Source organism: Teredinibacter turnerae T7901, from assembly GCF_000023025.1.
In the GTDB taxonomy this organism is placed as follows: domain Bacteria; phylum Pseudomonadota; class Gammaproteobacteria; order Pseudomonadales; family Cellvibrionaceae; genus Teredinibacter; species Teredinibacter turnerae_B.
The window spans coordinates 4,557,866-4,575,434 of sequence record NC_012997.1; the positions used below are offsets into that span (position 1 = coordinate 4,557,866).

Annotated in this window: 17 protein-coding genes; 5 read left to right on the forward strand and 12 right to left on the reverse strand. The window is 44.5% G+C overall.

Annotated elements, in window-relative coordinates:
- Positions 1 to 157 precede the first annotated feature (157 nt).
- The gene (locus TERTU_RS18265) at positions 158 to 3,409 is read left to right on the forward strand and encodes a VWA domain-containing protein (RefSeq protein WP_015820794.1); all 3,252 of its coding nucleotides are present in this window, start codon (positions 158 to 160) and stop codon (positions 3,407 to 3,409) included.
- Positions 3,410 to 3,709: 300 nt separating this feature from the next.
- On the opposite strand, the gene TERTU_RS18270 is transcribed toward TERTU_RS18265, so the two are convergent.
- The 12 genes from TERTU_RS18270 to TERTU_RS18325 all read right to left on the reverse strand — a co-directional run bounded on the left by TERTU_RS18270 (position 3,710) and on the right by TERTU_RS18325 (position 12,446).
- Positions 3,710 to 4,060 carry a hypothetical protein gene (locus TERTU_RS18270; RefSeq protein WP_041590318.1) on the reverse strand — a complete coding sequence of 117 codons (351 nt, stop codon included), beginning with the start codon at positions 4,058 to 4,060 and terminating at the stop codon, positions 3,710 to 3,712.
- A gap of 515 nt (positions 4,061 to 4,575) precedes the next feature.
- Complete coding sequence (locus TERTU_RS18275; RefSeq protein ID WP_080516722.1) at positions 4,576 to 5,172, reverse strand: hypothetical protein; 597 nt, start codon at positions 5,170 to 5,172, stop codon at positions 4,576 to 4,578.
- Positions 5,166 to 6,131, reverse strand: a complete 966-nt coding sequence (locus TERTU_RS18280) for a peptidoglycan-binding domain-containing protein (RefSeq protein WP_015816880.1) — start codon at positions 6,129 to 6,131, stop codon at positions 5,166 to 5,168. Before TERTU_RS18280 ends, TERTU_RS18275 begins: the two co-directional genes overlap by 7 nt.
- A gap of 273 nt (positions 6,132 to 6,404) precedes the next feature.
- Positions 6,405 to 6,872 (reverse strand): GFA family protein, encoded by a 468-nt coding sequence (locus tag TERTU_RS18285; protein WP_080516723.1) that lies wholly within the window; start codon positions 6,870 to 6,872, stop codon positions 6,405 to 6,407.
- A gap of 132 nt (positions 6,873 to 7,004) precedes the next feature.
- The gene (locus tag TERTU_RS18290; RefSeq protein ID WP_015819702.1) at positions 7,005 to 7,277 is read right to left on the reverse strand and encodes a hypothetical protein; all 273 of its coding nucleotides are present in this window, start codon (positions 7,275 to 7,277) and stop codon (positions 7,005 to 7,007) included.
- Between the two features lie 19 nt (positions 7,278 to 7,296).
- Positions 7,297 to 7,749 (reverse strand): hypothetical protein, encoded by a 453-nt coding sequence (locus TERTU_RS18295; protein WP_028881093.1) that lies wholly within the window; start codon positions 7,747 to 7,749, stop codon positions 7,297 to 7,299.
- Positions 7,750 to 8,087: 338 nt separating this feature from the next.
- Positions 8,088 to 8,324, reverse strand: a complete 237-nt coding sequence (locus TERTU_RS18300; protein ID WP_041590319.1) for a DUF4124 domain-containing protein — start codon at positions 8,322 to 8,324, stop codon at positions 8,088 to 8,090.
- 112 nt (positions 8,325 to 8,436) lie between these two features.
- Entirely contained in the window at positions 8,437 to 8,934 is a 498-nt protein-coding gene (locus TERTU_RS18305) for a hypothetical protein (RefSeq protein ID WP_015818418.1), read from the reverse strand.
- Positions 8,935 to 9,069: 135 nt separating this feature from the next.
- Positions 9,070 to 10,623 (reverse strand): TIGR04141 family sporadically distributed protein, encoded by a 1,554-nt coding sequence (locus TERTU_RS18310; RefSeq protein ID WP_015817168.1) that lies wholly within the window; start codon positions 10,621 to 10,623, stop codon positions 9,070 to 9,072.
- Positions 10,624 to 10,770: 147 nt separating this feature from the next.
- A complete protein-coding gene (locus TERTU_RS21865; RefSeq protein WP_143876296.1) occupies positions 10,771 to 11,190 on the reverse strand; it encodes a hypothetical protein in 420 nt (139 codons plus the stop codon).
- Positions 11,191 to 11,346: 156 nt separating this feature from the next.
- On the reverse strand, positions 11,347 to 11,655 hold the full coding sequence (locus TERTU_RS18320; protein ID WP_015820801.1) for a hypothetical protein: 309 nt from the start codon (positions 11,653 to 11,655) through the stop codon (positions 11,347 to 11,349).
- 161 nt (positions 11,656 to 11,816) lie between these two features.
- Positions 11,817 to 12,446, reverse strand: coding sequence for a GNAT family N-acetyltransferase (locus TERTU_RS18325; RefSeq protein WP_015820586.1), 630 nt, complete (start codon positions 12,444 to 12,446; stop codon positions 11,817 to 11,819).
- A 567-nt stretch (positions 12,447 to 13,013) separates the two neighbouring features.
- On the opposite strand from TERTU_RS18325, the gene TERTU_RS22060 reads away from it, so the two are divergent.
- The 4 genes from TERTU_RS22060 (at position 13,014) to TERTU_RS18345 (ending at position 17,548) form a co-directional block, all read left to right on the forward strand.
- A complete protein-coding gene (locus TERTU_RS22060; RefSeq protein ID WP_015819173.1) occupies positions 13,014 to 13,340 on the forward strand; it encodes a hypothetical protein in 327 nt (108 codons plus the stop codon).
- Between the two features lie 961 nt (positions 13,341 to 14,301).
- Complete coding sequence (locus TERTU_RS18335; protein ID WP_015819752.1) at positions 14,302 to 15,381, forward strand: radical SAM family protein; 1,080 nt, start codon at positions 14,302 to 14,304, stop codon at positions 15,379 to 15,381.
- Between the two features lie 960 nt (positions 15,382 to 16,341).
- Positions 16,342 to 16,608 carry a hypothetical protein gene (locus TERTU_RS21870; RefSeq protein WP_143876297.1) on the forward strand — a complete coding sequence of 89 codons (267 nt, stop codon included), beginning with the start codon at positions 16,342 to 16,344 and terminating at the stop codon, positions 16,606 to 16,608.
- A 127-nt stretch (positions 16,609 to 16,735) separates the two neighbouring features.
- Complete coding sequence (locus TERTU_RS18345) at positions 16,736 to 17,548, forward strand: BrxR family helix-turn-helix transcriptional regulator (RefSeq protein WP_015817335.1); 813 nt, start codon at positions 16,736 to 16,738, stop codon at positions 17,546 to 17,548.
- Positions 17,549 to 17,569 lie beyond the last annotated feature (21 nt).

Below are 17,569 nucleotides of genomic sequence, written 5' to 3' on the forward strand. Positions count from 1 at the left end.
ACAAGTCGTTTCTATTGAACATTAGTTACTGGCATTTTTACTCTATTCGTCAAAGACTGAAGCAACGCTATTACATTTTTAGTCGCATCAATCGCTTCATCGAAGATAATTTAATTTAGGTGCCGATTTTAAACTAACTATTTGAGAGATTATCATTGTGACAACGTTAAATAAATTTCGCTTTATCAGCGCGTTATACGTATTTACTTACTTTTTTACCAGCCCGTTATTGGCGCAGTCTGATGTAAATTTTGACGCATGGATTAAAGAAGAAGCATTGCGTATTTCAAACCGCTGTCAGAATACCTGGTGTGATGGTCAATTAGATAGCAGCGGTAATTTACTACCAGGACATTCCCCAGCACTTAGTCGCAACGAAACACTCATCATCTTTGAAGCCGCGGCTATCTATGCTGCGACTAAATACAATCTAACGTTGGACGAACGCAACGGTATGCAACGACTGGTAAAATCGCTTGCATTTAATGAATCGATGGCATACGGCCATTGGGATCTCACGCCGCGCCACTTTTATACGCTGGCGCTACTCGACTACGATCGCGCTGAAGAGAGTAAATTTTCTGCCGCCTCAGGTGCTCCCTTAAATCTAGAGTCGGTGTACGGCACCCCCGTACCCATTTTTTACGGGAACGATCTCGCTTACTGCGAGGACAACCCAGACAACTGCAATGGAGAAGACACCCTTGGGTTGGGAATATGGCAAATAACACCAACCCTGGATTCGATGCTTACGGTATTGGAGGGCAATACCAATACTTACACCGCTTGCGTAGTGGGCGGCCAGCTCGAACTCCCCGACCGGGAACTGGTCTGGGTTGGTAATCCTGGAGGTTGCGAACGACCAGTTTTCGATCCCTTCCGTATCTGCGATACCTCACTACATGGTGCGGTTCAGATCAGGCTCAACATGGATACCTGGGTACATGATCCCGCTTACAATTTAGAAAAGGCGATGGAGCTCACACGCTTTAAGCAGGTGCAGCTCACCGACACAGCTTACCAATATGTTACCGACGAAGGGCCAGTAATCGGCCCCATCGACGGTATTAAATTACAACCGCGCAATCAATACGATTGGGCCCGCATCGGCGCAACCATAGAAACCATTAATGGCTCAGCAGGTTGGAAGCCCATCTTTCTCGGGATGATGCCTTATCAGCAAAATCCAACAAACAGTGTTGATAATGAGGTACTCGCAGCATTAACGGGTACCTCCGGCAGCGGGGCCACAATAGATAATAATGGAGACAACATTTTCGTTTCTTCCGACCGGGTCGCGCGGGAAGTGTATGGTGAGAGCTGGACTGCATCACTCGATAAAGTAAAAGCCCAGCAGCAATTCGTCGATGAAGCGCCCCGTACTTATAGCGAGCTCGATAGCCTACTGATAATCGACAGCTCAGGCAGTATGCGTACCACAGACCCGCAAAGCAGGCGCCTTGAAGCCGCCAACACCTATGTGAATATCTCTGCAGCAGAAGACAAAATAGGCATTATTGATTTCGACGGCAGTGCCCGCGTTGTAAAGCCGTTCACCCTACTCGGCCAGCAAGGTAGCACAGAGAGAATCCAGCTTGAAAACGCCATAAATGGGATAGACGCGGTTGGCGGTACCGAGATAGCCGGAAGCCTTGGATTAGCTTGTAGCACTCTTATGGCAAGCTGGCAGGACGATATAATTGAGCAACAACACATGGTAAACGATATCAAGGCGTTGGTAGAAGAATTCCCCAACAACACTATCAGTCACTCCAATGCCAGACGCGCCGCAATACCCGGCATCGCGCATGCAATTAATTCAAAAAAAATAGCAATATTACTTACAGATGGCGATACACCAAGCAGCTATTCGCAAGCGAACCAATGTTTCATCGAAAACGGTTGGATGCTATATACGATTGGATTCGGCGGCGCGAACGGAGAAAAACTGGCTCCTCTCGCGGAAGCGAGTGGCGGCTACTACATAGCCGCCGATAGTTCGCTGCTCGACCTTAATTGTGCGTATCAACAAATTCGTTCCCACGCGGCTGGCGAACAAGCCAGCGAATGCGAGTCCGTTTCCATCCAACAAGGCGAAACGCTGGTGCTGGATCTCTTCGAGGTACTCGCCAACCTTGCTCAAATCACCTTCACCAGTACTTGGCCCGGAAGTGATGTAGTGATGACCCTCACCACCCCAAGCGGCCGCATAATAGGTCGCAATACCGCTGCCGCTGATATCTATCATGTAAACACGGCCACATCAGAAATCTATACAATCCAAACACCGGAACCTGGGTTATGGAAAATAACGCTCTTTGGCGCGGATGTATCACAAGCATTCGAGCCGGTTGTTGTAGCGACGAGCACCATCAACGCCCCAGCCCGCGATTTACCTATCGCTAACAGCGGTGGGCCCTACACCGCGGAGTTAGGTCAAAGCATCACGCTGGACGCCAGTGGCTCGCGTGACCCCGGCGGCTGGATTGCACTGTACCGTTGGGACATTGGTAGTGACGGCAGCGTTGACATTGAAACGGACCAACCACAAATTGTGTATCAACCCACCGCCGCATTCACAGATTCACTTACCCTCACCGTCATTAATAATACCGGCTATTCATCGCAAGCAACCAGCGCGATCACGGTGACCCAACCGTCGAGCCCGGAAGTCACCCAACTCAGCCCAACACCGCCGGACTGTGTACTGCGATACAGCCCGTCGACCGCTCAACGCACGCTCACACTGGAAGGCAATTTATTGCCTTATCCGCGCAGCAGTGAAAATTTGCAGTTCCGTCGCGCCGACACACTGGAGGAATCCATTTATTTTGGTATGGAGGTAGATTGGCAGAGCGCTAACGCAATTTCCTTAGATGTCGCACGTATAGCACCTTACTTGTGGCCCGACAGCCCTCATGCCCCCTTGCAAGTGCGGCTCACAGACTATGAGCCAAGTACCGGGGGGCAGCGTCCAATAAGTGATTGGAGTGAAGACTATGTTGTGTTGGCTAGCACAGAAGAAACCTGTATCGGCGGGCCAACTATCGATGGAGTTCTCCCCGCCCGGCCCAACTGTGTGCTCCGTAACGGTGACACCTATAGTCAAACGCTCACCATTATTGGCAGCAACTTCCCAGCGCCCCGCACCAGCCAGAATCTGCAATTTCGTCGAGTGGACTACGGGCAGGAAACTATTTATTTCGGTACAGAAGTTAACTGGGAGAACAGTGGTGAGATTTCATTGGATGTTTCGCTTATTGCAAGCTACCTTTGGCCATGGCATGCATACATCCCCCTACAAGTTAGAATCACCGACTACGACACTTATACCGGCTCTCAAGTACCTGTTTCCGAATGGAGCCCCGGAAGTTTCGTTCTCGCAGAAAATGAATCGGCATGCCACTAATGCTTTCTAGTTACCTGCCTAGTCCGTACTTTTTTGCAAATAGATTGAGGTAGAGTTCTGCTTTTCTCCACTGGTGATTTCTGGGGGATTGCCAGTGGAGGCACTTATTTAGTGTAAGACGCTGTATTACTTGTATTAAACTATTGCACGGTTAAAGTCTTTTTAAATATCTTCACAATGATATTTTCTAAAATTTCTCGGCTTGGTTCGGCAACATCACTGCTTTCACTTTCATCACCTAAACGGCTGCACACAGCACTTATACTGAAGTCCAATTCAGAAAGTGTTGCCGCAAATAATTCAGGCTCTGATTAGAGCTATTATTTCTAAGCCACTCGAAACGTACTCGTTAAATTCGGCATTGTGCTTGTGAACCGCGTAAAGTGAAAAGAAAAATATAAGCGCAAGATTATTGCGGGTATAAACGCCATTAATCGGTTCAACAAGCTGAATATAAAATCTCTCCAGCAGTTTGAACTGAGCTAGCTCATCGCTACTACCATTATGCGTGTAGGCAGGATGCCCATTACCTAAGTAGCTGTTGAGCAAAATAGTCTCTTGCGAATACCTTGCACGCTCCTTATTAGCCCTTGATGCTGTGGAAGCTCTACCGGCATAAAATAAAAATATCAGCAGTATGAATTTTTTCATCTTTCCAGCCGGAGACTTTCATGTCAACGTTTTTCCATCTTTTGGATTTGTTGCGTTAAATATCTCTATGATTTTTGACTATTCAACAACCAAGCGTCCATCAGACCTGCTTTCATATGAAGGCTTTCCCATATGAATAAAAATACCGCTAAAGCCAGGGGTATTTATTGGGATATATATTTTTTCTATAGAATGTGCTATACCAACAGGTGAACTAGAAGATATTTCGCCACGATATAATTGTAGGGGTTTACGCTTCTGCCTATTAATTAACAACAATATAAACGCACACTAATTTTAGTGCATGAGAGCTCTATAATTTAACATTATATTAAGATCTAAATATTTTTTATAAAAACTACGATAAAAATCCCATTAATATTTTCATGTTAATAGGATTAATAAAATCACAACCAATATACAATGAAGCGCCCCACACCTTTTTCGTGTGATGTGTGGAGCGCTCACCTGCAAACAGCACTGATGGAATTGAAGTACTCTTTTTGTCTCACCAATCATTCTCCGCCTAGACCAACATAAAAGTTGATCTGCCCTCCAGTCTCTCCGACATTATTGAAAGCAATATTTTGTTCGACAAAGTCTTTGGATCTCGCCGCATGACCGGGAATGGCTATATCGAAAGGCATATTTATGCTAAACCTATTCTGATTCATAAGCATGTCTACAACAAGTTTTAGCGGAGCTTTTAATTCATAGTCTTGATGGACACTTTTTACAATATAATCAATGCGATCAAGTGCATCTTGAAAATTTGATTTGCTTAGAACGTTAAGACTATAACTTACTGTAAGGTTGTACATATCGCAAAACTTTTGCTCTACAACCACTTTATCTCCGTTGTTGTAAGAAAAGGATTGCGTCTGTACCAGTTCGTTGCTGTCTGCGTCTATACCTTTTTGACTGTCGACTTGTTTAGCTGAAGGAAGATTGCCAATAAGCGTAATTTTTTCTCGTGAAAAGCTACAATTATTAGCTTGCACCGTCGAAACATTGTTGTCAGCCGCAAGTGCTCTTGATGGAGTGCTTGTTTCTGCTGAGCACGCAATGTTTGCTGCGAGTAATGCCGCTATTAAAACTCTATTTACTAGCATAGAATATGTTCACTGTTAATGAATCTGACTGGAAATAAAATTGACTTTTTGTTGTACCAGAAAACACTTTTCTTATTTGGCTTAATTTCTATGTGCCAACATGAATTAGATTTTTTAGTCTCATCTATATACTTTTCAATATAGCCTTCTGATTCAAGGGATTTTAACGCATTTGAAAATTTTGACTCACTAAAATTTTTGCATACACTCTTTGTTGAGTTATACCCTATATCAATCACGTTTAAAGACTTGTAATCTTCGATTGAAACACAGTGTTTAGATACTCGCTTACCCTCCTTGGCATATTCCTCAATTTTCTTCACCATTAGCTCGACAATTTCGCTGTCTTTTTTACTTTTATTATTTTCATAGATTTTTAAAACCGCATCTCCTCTCGCACCATATAAACTGTATTTCCTGCCCAAATTAATCTTGGCGTTGCGAAGCATAATAGTTGCCTGGTCCTCAGGTGTACGAAGCGTAGATGTTATGACCGCCTTATTCATCCCTGATTCCTTTAGTGCGAGCCTTATAACATTGAGACTGTAATCTGAAACAATTTGACGGGATGCTACCACGCCGTTATACGTTACAACGAGGTTTGATAGTCCCGCCAGAATACGGCCGTCTTTCGATGCTATCGCTTTTGGAGGTGAGGAAGGTTCGTTGAGGCTTGCCTCTATTTTATTTTGCTCAGCCTCGTCGAGATAAAGTGTCAAGTAACGGAAGGTCTTACCGTTTGGATCGACTCGACCGTCAGGGAAATTCATACCCGCTGAATTTTTTTGGAAGTGCTCAATCGCTGAAATCGTGTTTCTACCAATTTTTCCGTCAACCGTTAGCTTTACTCTTTTGGTATCAAGAGTTATAAATAAGTTCAAGTATATTTGGATTAACTTAACATCCCGATGTTGATTGACAGCGCCTTTTCCAACTGAACGCATAATTCCCTTTGGCATATAAAATATCCTTTTTAATTATGATATGCGGCTGCTCCCTTTTAGGTTTTCACCCCGTGTGTCAGATTAGCATATAGTCAAAAAAGTAGGGCAATGGTTGTCCATAGTTCGCGGTATTTATGTGATGTTATGCTGTGAAAACTGCGGGTTTGACTTAATTTTCACATCCGAAATGAGCTTATCGCCCAGGCCGTAGTTAGCCAAAGCATGACCAAAACCGTTACTCTTGGCAGACTGAATTCGTTTGTTAATTCGTCGGATTAAAGTAGCTTGTTAAAGCTCACCGGTTGAGCTTCCGAATGCCTCGGGATGTATGACGCCATCATCACCAATTTCATCCCAGGCTGGTTTGTAACTTGAATAGATATGGTGCTGGACCTTTAGATCATCTCCGCCTTGCGTGATGAGCCCCGCCGGAATTGCCATGCTATTCGAATCATTCTCCCTTGGGAGCGGCGAACCACATACGTTACAGAATTTTGTGGTCCAGTCACCGACTGGTTTTCTCCATGACCTTATCGAATCCAAACCCCTCTCCCAATTATAAAATTGGTTGGATGCAATGATAATTGGGATGCCTCCAGCGCCGACCGATTTCCGACAGATTGAGCAATGACACAAAATCACTTGAGATGTAGGTCCAGAGATTGTGAACCTCACCGCCCCGCAGACACACTCACCCTTTATCATCTCTATCGAATCTCCTACCTTGTTTCCCACAGCTCTGAAAACACCGCTCATCAGCGCCCAAACCGGAAAGCTTTTTTTGGTAAATTGAGTGCAGCTAAACCACAAAAAGAAAGTAGGTTTGGGCGCCTGCGTGGCGCCATTTTTTGGTCATTTAATGCGAACACCGTTTTGTTATGCGCTTTTTCAGATAGGTAGCAATTCATTGAGAATATTCCTCAGTTCATTGGTTATTAGTAGCGCTTCTTCACGTTGAGCCTCTTCCGCTTTCCCACTAGGGATGAGCATTTTAAGAGCGTACGAATACTCACTTAAATTAACAACTTCTGCCTCTCCAGACACAGCTTTTTCTGATGCAAACATGATCGCGTATATATCAATTACTTTCGACTCTCTATCGAATAGGCGATCAAGAGCATCAAACAAATTTTCCAAAATTTCTTTCTGTGTACAGTTCACTCTTCAATCCAATTACGTATCAGGCTTTGTTTACTATTAGCTGTGGCTCAATTTCATCCTTGACCTTTACAGCCTCATCCCTGCATTGTTCCAGATAGGCATGCATTTCTCTAGCGCATTGCTTGAGGTTATCAGAGCCTTCTTCTCTCGCAACTTGCCAATCATGCTTTTTAGAAAGGAATCTCAAAAGATTGTCAAAAAGCAAGGAGATTCTATTCGCACTTTGATCGCAAAAATAGAATTTCGATAGCTCCGCAGGTTCATAAAACTGCCAGATATCTTCGGACTTAGTATCAGGCCCACGACTGGAAAGAGCTGATATTAGTAATACTAGACTTTTATAAATTTCTAGCCGATTTTGATGCACCGCAATTCTATTTGCCTCTTTTGCTGCCTCAGCAGATTTCCTTGCATGGATTGCGGCCAAAAAAGCAACTATAACAGCCAAAATAGTTATTAACGTACTCAGCATGATCTAAAGCCTAACATTCTATTAAATTAACTCAGGAAGCATTTCCCTTTCTATATCCTAACACTACCACGCAAAGCCGATATCCACGGCAACATAAACCAGCTCAACGCTTCTGAATACCCTACGGCCTGCGACCGTACCTTCGATGGCCGTCAGCAATTTACTGGGGTTTTAGACTAAAAGCCCGCTTTCCAGTCACTGGCAGGAAATAGTTACAATACGCCAATATTTCCTCCTGGCAAATATTCGTCGAAGATAATCGCGCTCGCCGCAATATTTCGGTTGTTTGGGCACTGTGATTGGCTATTTTTCCGCTAGAGCGGTTTATTTAGGCCAATTTAGAGTGGGTGTCCAACTATTGCGCCTGTCTTGCGTGTGGGGGAGCTGCCTGAATTTGCATTTTTAAGAGAATTTATGATTTTCTGCGCATTCTCTTCCGAAACTATTGTGTATTGTGTATCTGGCTTTTCATCGCCATACTTATAGACCCCATCGTCTTTCCACATATACACATCTTTTGCAAATACTGGTGAAACTATTGGTAAAAGAATTAAAAGTAATTTTTTTAACAACAATCGAAACCTCCTGTAATGCCTATAGCACTTGCACAAATTGTGTAGTGCATTTTTGTGTAAAATTGAGCGCAGCGAAAACACAAAACAGCGTTTAGAAATTTGTGTCAGGTGGCTACATTTGTGAGGGCAAGTCACACCAAGTAACATCTACATTACGTGTCCTTTCGTTGTTAACAGGGCCTGCTTGCGCACCACATTCGTTACTGCCACACATAAAACCAAATGCAGCTGCAACCTCCCCGTATTCCGACACCAGCCGCACAAACTCGCCATCTATAAAGTAAAATTTATTTTTTTCTTTTCCTGTTGGCAACAAAATCGGAATTGGAACTACAAAAACAAAAGCCCCAACTCCTGACCAACTATAGCCATTATGGTATGTAATTATCTCGCATCGCCCCTCCTTAACGATTGATTCGGGAGCTCCCCAAGCAGAAAGAAGCTGATCTTTAGTTAATAACTCTGTGGAACCGGGATAATTAAATGTGTTTTTCTCGTTCGATATGTTTACCAACGATCTTTCACTTTCAAATGTACCATACGTACCAACAGCCAACCCCACACACCCCTGGAGTACGCCTAACATAACAATTATTAATATTTTTTTCATACCGAGCCTAGTTGGCCTTAACGCCCGGCTCACCAGCGCCCAAACCGGAGAGGATTTTGTGGTAAAGTGTAGCGCAGCGAAACCCACAAAAGCAGCGTAGGTTTGGGCGTCTGCGTGGAGCCGTTTGTTAGGCTTTTAATTGATATTAATCTTGGCAAGCTCAACTTTAAAGCCCATATTAATAAGTCTTCTTGCGTGGTGACGAAGATTTACCTTTGAAAAGAATGGCAAATGAAGATCGCCTACATTTTTTTGCATAACCGCCAGAACAACTCTGTATTTTCGCGGGCTATCCTCGCTGTTAAAATTTATGCTTAAATACGTTTCCTCTAAGTGCTTATTTACCTGAACCTGTACACTGGGATCATTCATTAGGAATTCGGTCGCTACAGATGCCTGTGCAAATAAGTGACTTAAAACAGAAGAAGATCCATACTTTTTGACGTGAATAAACGCATCACATTGAGAAAGTAAATCACAAAATTCTAGCCTGTTTCCCGTACCTTTTGGATGAATCCACTGTTGATCCAGGAGTGCAAAATTCTCACCATCGGCAATATGGCGCAAATACTCCCCCTCTTTCATGCCGTTGTATGGGGGAAATTTAATTTGACACTGAGTCAAAGAATTGAAAAAATTGTTTACGGAATCAGCGAACTCACTATCAACTCTGTACCATTTTCCATCATTTAAAATATATGTTTCTCCATTAATCTCCAGTTCGCAGTTCATACAATAAAAGACGGGCCAGCTTCCTATATTTTTTTCTTCCACATTAAATTTTAATATCTCTCTTCTTTTTAAAGTATCTATTGTTATAGGCTTCCTAGGTTTAGATTCAGCAATATACGCTGTCAGATCAAGCTCGCTATGCAAACAAGGCGACTGGTCCTTTTTTATTTTGTAGACGAACCCTGAAAAATCGTTGTAGTCAACAACTTCTGGCGGTGAAATCCACACATAATCATATTTTTCTTCGTTTAACAATTTAACCATTTCTTCATTCAGTTGTTGAAGAAGTGATGGGTCGGATACAAACTGTATAAAATCTACCCAAGGATATTTTTCTTGGTACTTATCATCTCTATAGGCCGATAGTAGTCTTTTTGCTAAATCTGGAAATGTATCCAATTCTATTTCGGTGTTAATTGAAACAGAGTCACAACCTGATACAACTTCTGAATTTTCGCTGTCATTGTTTTCAACTACAGCGCAGATTGATTTTAGTATCTCTTGGTCAAACTCAAAATCAAAGTCATTTACATTCGTGTTTTTGGAGGTTTGTGACCGCGTATTTAGTGAAACCTTTTCCAAGGTTGATTTGTCGATGGACTTTATTTGCTCAGAATCCCCAATGTTCAAAGTTACCCTTAATCCAAATCCACGCTCGACCATAAATGATTTCAACATTGACCTACCGTGCCCAAAGGTAAACGCAAATAGCTGATTTTCAATGTTTACAACTAAAAGCCCTCTTACGCTCTCTGATTTGAAAATATTTGAATCAATACCATTCACATTGCTAAATAGTTTTGACCATTGAGGCTCAGAACGAGACTTTTTAAGGTAAAGACCGCAAGGAACCCCATCAATATCTATAGGAATTCTCTTACCTATCTTGTCTTTATCTAAGGCATCCTCTTCAGTCACGCCTTCTTTTATCAAGTAACAAACCACATTTAATTTCATTGGAGGTGACTCCGTGTCGTCTGCCTAACGCCCCGTTAACGCGCGCCCAACCGTGAGCGTAGTGTAGCGCATAAAATGGCGATAGCCATGCGCGAAACGAAGCGGAGGTTCCGCGTCGCTGTTGAACGGTTTGTTATGCATTTACGCCTAACTTCGCCGTAATGCATTTCGGATTCTTTCAATAAACAATTCAACAGAATAACGATCAACAGCTTCATCTTCATATTCGCTGAATACTTTAAGTAGTGTTTCCATTTTTTGTGGCTGGCCGCAGTACCATTCTGTGCTGCCTATTTGTTGTGCATTAGTTTTAAATTCGCGAAACTCATTTTCCATTGCTTTCCCTAGATCTTCCGTGCGAACCGCAAGACTAATATTTGTATCATAAGGAATTTTATTATATCCATAGGATGGATTATGAGTAGAGTATCCTCTACGTACGACATTCAAATTAGGATCGGTTGTAATTCCAAACTTGAAAAAACAGATTGACTGACCTCTTCGCGTTAATACATGACGATCAAATATGTCAGGTGAAACGATGAAGTAAAGATATTTTGTTGCCATTGTAAGTCCTTTTTAAATTAATTGCATAACGCCGTGCTCAGACGAACCCATTGCGGAGTTTTTGCTTGTAGTATAGTGAGCAACGCGAACCCACAAGCAAAAGCGTAGCAATGGGTTTCGGCTGCAGCACTTTGTTATGTGTGTTTAACTTTATGTCTATATAATCGGTACCGTTTTCCATGGTCCTTCATACTTGGGCTCTTCAGAAATAGCCCGGAAACTTAGCTCACTCTCACCAGCTTTAAAGCATAGATTCAAATCATTCGCCTTCTTTATCAACTTAGTCATTATTGCGTACGAAGTCATAGTCTTTACTGAATCATCCGAAATTCTTACGTTCATGGCACTTACTTTATCCACAACTTTATTTTTGTCGTCGTCCATCTGACCATCTATTGTTACGCAATCATCCGAAAATACATTGGATGAAAATACCAGCAGTATTGCGATAGATAGCTTTTTCATTAATTTTCTCCTTATCTTTAGAATATTTTCTGGTTCACATAACGCTCCGCTAAGGGGCCGGAGCTGTGTTGATGGTTTTGTGCGAGCGTAGCGGAAAAGCACAAAACGAGCAACGCAGCGGAGGTCCAAGCAGCGATAGCTGCTGAGCCTTGAGCGGCTTGTTATGTGATTGAGCACTTTCTAAATAGATACGATACATTTGTATACGCGACAGTACCGATGATCACCCCTCCAGCATCACTTCCAGATTGCCTAAAAGAACATTTTTCTAAAACTTTTGTTGATTCCACGTTGGGTTCAGTGACGTTTGCCACCACTGTTTCGTAGCCCAGAAATAATGCATAGTCTAATACTGCTTTAAGCGACTCAGTAGCAAAGCCTCGACCATGGAATTTTGGCAGGAACATAAACCCAACCTCGACTTGTTTTTGGTTAGATGTATTTCTGAAACCAGTTACACCTAAAAATTCATTCGTTTCTTTTAGGTAAACAGCCAACGCTAACCAGTGGGACTGCTTAGTATCCCAATCCTTTATGCGTGACTCGAAGGAATTCTCGACTTCCGCTGCTGTCAAAGGATCAAAACAATACCTTGTCACATCATCATTTGTAATGAGACCCTGAAAATCAGCGCAATCCTTTCGCGTTAGCTGCGAAAGAATTAGCCTCTCAGTTTTTAGTTCGTGAGCCATGATCTCGGTTTCACATAACAGTTTATTCGATAAATTCAGCAACCATTTCCCTTTCTGTATCCTACCACCACCACGCAAAGCCAATATCCACGGCAACATAAACCAAGTCAACGCTTCTGGATACCCTACTGCCTGCGACCGTACCTTCGATGGCCGTCAGCAATTTACAGGGGTTTTAGACTAAAAGCCCGCTTTCCAGTCACTAACAGGAAATAGTTACAATACGCCAATATTTCCACCGAGCAAATATTCGTCGAAGATAATCGCGCTCGCCGCAATATTTCGGTTGTTTGGGCAACGTGATTGACCGTTTTTTTCGCTAGAACGGTTTGTTTAAGCTGATATAGCAGTTTTGCTCCGGGATTATCTTTATTCGTGTGCCGAGATATTTAACAGGCGCTTCAATTCAGCGGCGTAAGTAAAAATCGGCTTTGGTGGGCTTAAAAGCCGAAAGGCAACTAGCCCCACCAAGTCTACACACTCTGCCAAGGCCATCCGGTGACACCAAATATTGCGTATCGGCGTGAATATAGGGTCATGGACGGTTGGAGATGAGCAAACTGTGTCAACGGTGGGCCATCTGCGATTGTAGACCGGTAAAACTCAGTCAATGACTGGCCACCTGCGGTTGTAGACTGGGAGAACTCTGTCAAAGGCGGGTCATCGGTGGTTGAAGACCGGGAGAACTCGGTCAAAGGCGGGTCATCGGTGGTTGGAGACTGGGACAACTCAGTCAATGCCTGGTCACCCGCGACTGTAGCCCGGGGAAACTCAGTCAATGGCGGGTCATCGGTGGTTGGAGACTGGGACAACTCGGTCAATGGCGGGTCATCGGTGGTTGGAGACTGGGACAACTCGGTCAAAGGTGGATCATCAGCAGTTGGAGACTGGGAGCACTTGGTAAAGGAGGGGCCGCGCCTCGATATCAGGACTGAAAAAATCGGTCCGCGCCAGCAGGGCGCAGCAAAAAAGCCAGCTCGTTTAAGCGGGTAGTTTGTAATTCGAGCGCTAGCGATTTTATCTCAACCTGCTTGCTTTTCGCATGGCGGAAGCATTGTTCAACTTAGCAGGGTTTGCCTAACTAGAGCACTAGCAAATTCATCGCAACCTGCCAGCTTTTCGCATGGCGGAAGCATCGCACCGCCCTGGGGGGCGTTGCGACCCTGCGGGCTCGCGCTTTGCGCTCGTGGCAAATTGCTCCTACGGTCGCAATTTGTCGAACCGCGGTGGTGTTGTCTCAGGTGCATCCCTGCACCTGCCCCTTCGGGCACCTAAAGGTGGACCAAAACGCTCCCGGCGTTTAGTAACCCGCCGATGTGCACGGACATAAAAAAACCCCGCTCAAATGAGCGGGGTTTTCGCAATTCGAACACTAGCAAATTCATCGCAACCTGCCAGCCTTTCGCATGGCGGAAGCATCGCATCACCCTAGGGGGCGTTGCGACCCTGCGGGCTCGCGCTTTGCGCTCGTGGCAAATTGCTCCTGCGGTCGCAATTTGTCGAACCGCGGTGATTCTAAACCACCGCTGTACACAGACATAAAAAAACCCCGCTCATGTGGATTCACCCATAATTTGCCGGTCGAAATCACCCGTATCTTGTCAGAAGCAACCCCACAATTGTTCGAGTATTGGACATAGCAGGGCACAAATTAGCGCTGTTAACCCATAACATGACTGTACCGCAAGGTCTTTCACCCATAATTAGTCATGGTTAACTCTCTGATTCATATAGAAAATAATATATTCTCAACACTACTACCCCAAATCACTCGAGTGTTGGCTTGACCTACAATTGGCAGATAATGGCAGACCGGCGGCGTAATCGACGCTAGAGGCATGCCTGATGAAACTAGAAGCGTTGGGGGCAGCCAATAAATAGCTGCAAAAAACAAGCTTGTGTTTACTGCGTATTTAACCATCTGCCGTGTATATAAACAGCATAGAGAGCAATCATGTCGCGATCTGATAAGCACGTTGTCGAAATTGATAGCATCAAGACCCCCATCGTGCGCAGTCCGGGATTTGGCAAAAAGGGACTGAGTGACTACAAACTGGATTTAATGGGGTTATGCAGTTTTGGCTGTTCGTATTGCTCGAGCAATGCCGGCAGCTATCTGCGCATCAATCGGCAACGATTTCTCGAAAACACGCACGACCAGTTGGGGCAGGACTTGCTGCCGGCGCAAGATCCTGGCCTGATGTTTGTTTGGCCGGACGTTCTTGAACGATTGTCTGAACAACTCTCAGGAAAATCCAAAGATTGGGGCACCGACAGCACACTGATGTTCTCCATGCTCACGGATAGCTTTTCTCCTTATCTCGTAAAAAACGGCATCACCCAAAAGGCCCTGGAGATGCTGCTCGAGAGAACCCGCTTCCGTATCCGCGTGCTCACCAAAAACTCCACCGTTGGCTCAAAAAGCTGGATTACGTTTTTCCAGCGCTGGCCAGGGCGGTTTACGGTGGGACTTTCCATCGGCTCACTGGATGACGCCTGGGCTCGACGCATTGAGCGTGGCACATCGTTACCTAGTGCGCGCCTGAAAGCGCTGCACAAGCTCCAGGAGGCTGGTATTCCGACCTACGGCATGCTCTGCCCGATTTTCCCGGATCTGTTGGAGGGTGATCGGTTGGAAGCCCTGATCGATGGTATCAATCCAGGTTCAGTGGAGACCGTGTGGGCGGAGCCTTACAACGATCGCGCCAACTGGAAGAAAGTGCGGGCTGGCTACGCCAAAAACAGCAGTGGCCATGCCCTGCTTTCTGCTATCTATGAAGATGGCGATCGCGCAGCGTGGTCGGGCTATGCGCGGGAGCTCTATCAGCGCCTAGCGCGCCACAGCCGCAGTCATGGATGGGCGGATAAGTTGCTCTATCTGCTGTACGAAAAAGATATCGTCGAGCACGACGCAAAGGCGATGGCGCCCTTCAAGCACATTCTTTTCCAAGGGGCTAAGGAAGACTCCGGACTCAGCAAAAACCGCTATATCCAGCAATTCCAGCGACCCCTGATCGACGTTGTCACAATTTGAAAAACGTACCACCGGTACCGGTCAGGGGCTGTAATCGAACAAGTTCTGATGCCGCGCTTTTTTGACGTTATCATTCCAATGTACCGACGTGCCTCTGCGGAGTTTCTCGCCTTCCCCGGTCACGAAGTCAATGCCAGCAGCACAAAACAAAGTAGTACTCGGCACTTTTTTAATATCTCGCAACTCTCAATGAAGTGGCTCGCAATTCCCCTCTTAGGTTTCGAGAGCTATTTTGGCTATGCTCGGCAGAAGAACGCGATTGACCAGAATTTATACTGTGGATATACTGGTCAATGACCGGGTATGAGCCCCCCCTGTCGTTAAACATGTAATGGAGTCTGCGGAGCGCCCGGGGTGGCCAGCGATAAGAGCAAATAACTTCAAGACTCGAGAGCAGCGAGTCCCTTTTAGTAACTCGTTGAAAAAACTCATTCGCATCAAATATACCGAATCTGGAATCACAGCGATACGTACCTCAGGTGCTGGTCCGTTTTGCGCAAAGTTTCGGATTTACCTGACCACCCATTCCGGTTTGATCTGATCACTCCTACGGTAAAACTGCCAGAGCAGCGATTGAGACAATTGTTGTTGCTGCACGCCATTTTTGCAATCGACACAGGCACTTCAAAAAGGCCCTCATTTTCCGCAGGACTTCAAACACTGCGTAAGTACGCGCTTAAAGGCTGGAAAATGGCATGCTCTAAAGCAGATAGAGGCCGGGTACACCAAATCCGCATCGATTTGAATAGTACACGCTCTTGCATTTAGAGAATTCTCACCCTACAGAGTCAATTACACAGCTTTCTTGCAGGCTGCCCCTTCCAGGCTAACGCTGGATTTTCGTTCTGAATGCGCCACGACCATAGACACAGGATGGTCTATACCTAATTAATGCGTCATATTTGACATTATATATAATCATATGATTGTTATATTTTTGTTTTAAGTTAAATTTTCCTTATGTTGAATAAAGAAAGCTATTTAGACTCAAAAGCGCGCGCCCTGGACAAATGGGGAGCCGCAATTGATAAAGGGTTCACTGGGTTCCAGGTAAGTCCTGCCGCCACAGCCAACATGACCATCCACTGTTCAAACACAATGATGGAAATGCGTCGCTCAACAGAACTGGCCGGCGCATTTCCATCCATGCCTCAACAAATAAAGCACAACTTCCCTTCAACGAAAAAGCGAAACAATTCTTCCGAACTCCCCCTGAGCTTACTCTGACTACCCCAAAGATACTTAGAAAACAAAAGTTGAAACCAGCAACCCGACGCTATTTGTATATATTATCATCTATGATATATTTATATTTTATGCTGTTTTTATCTTATTTGATAAGCGCGTGCTATCGATGGCCAACACGAACAACCAACGAGATCAACGGTTACAAAGGCTTAGCTCAATCTTGTATTGGGAAGGTGAGCTCAAAAATCAGAGGGTTCAGAGCCTCTTGAATGTTGCCAGCGTTCAGGCGAGCAGATCGATCAGTGAGTTTCGCAAGCTAAACCCAAGCCTTTTGAACATCGATACTCAGGACAAAAAGTGGGTATTGTCGAACACAGCTCAACTGGGGGCCATTCCTCCTATTGAGGAGTATTTGGCCATCATCAGAAATTACGAGGAAAATGAAGGATGGATAGAAGATGCGAGGACACAATTTCTCGAACCGCCTCCTAACCTTTTTTCTTGTATACGAAAAGCGTGCATAGACAGCACCCCATTAAAAGCGGTCTACGCATCGACTATAAATACATTTAATGAAGATATAATTTACGCAAGATCAATCGCCAACACAGATGCAGGCTGGGTAGTGAGGATATGGAGCCAATCGCACAAACAGTTTCAGTGCTTGGAACTCAATAAAGTTTATAAATGCGAACAGCTCCAGAACCAAACTTTCGAAATCCCGAAAGACCTTATCTGGGACAATCATGTTAACTTGATTATAAGGGCTCATCGAGATTTGGATGATAAAATGAAATCAATCTACGAAAGGAATTCGTTAATGGGAGAGCGTGAACGGGTATTTACCCTCAGAGCTCCATTATCCAAATATTTTATCAATTTTCATCGCATAGCCATTGATCCAAAAATAAACAAACCCCCGGAATACCTGGGAGAACTAGTAAACTATATAGATATTAAAGATGACATTCATTTGTAGTCACATCAATCAGAGCTGAAT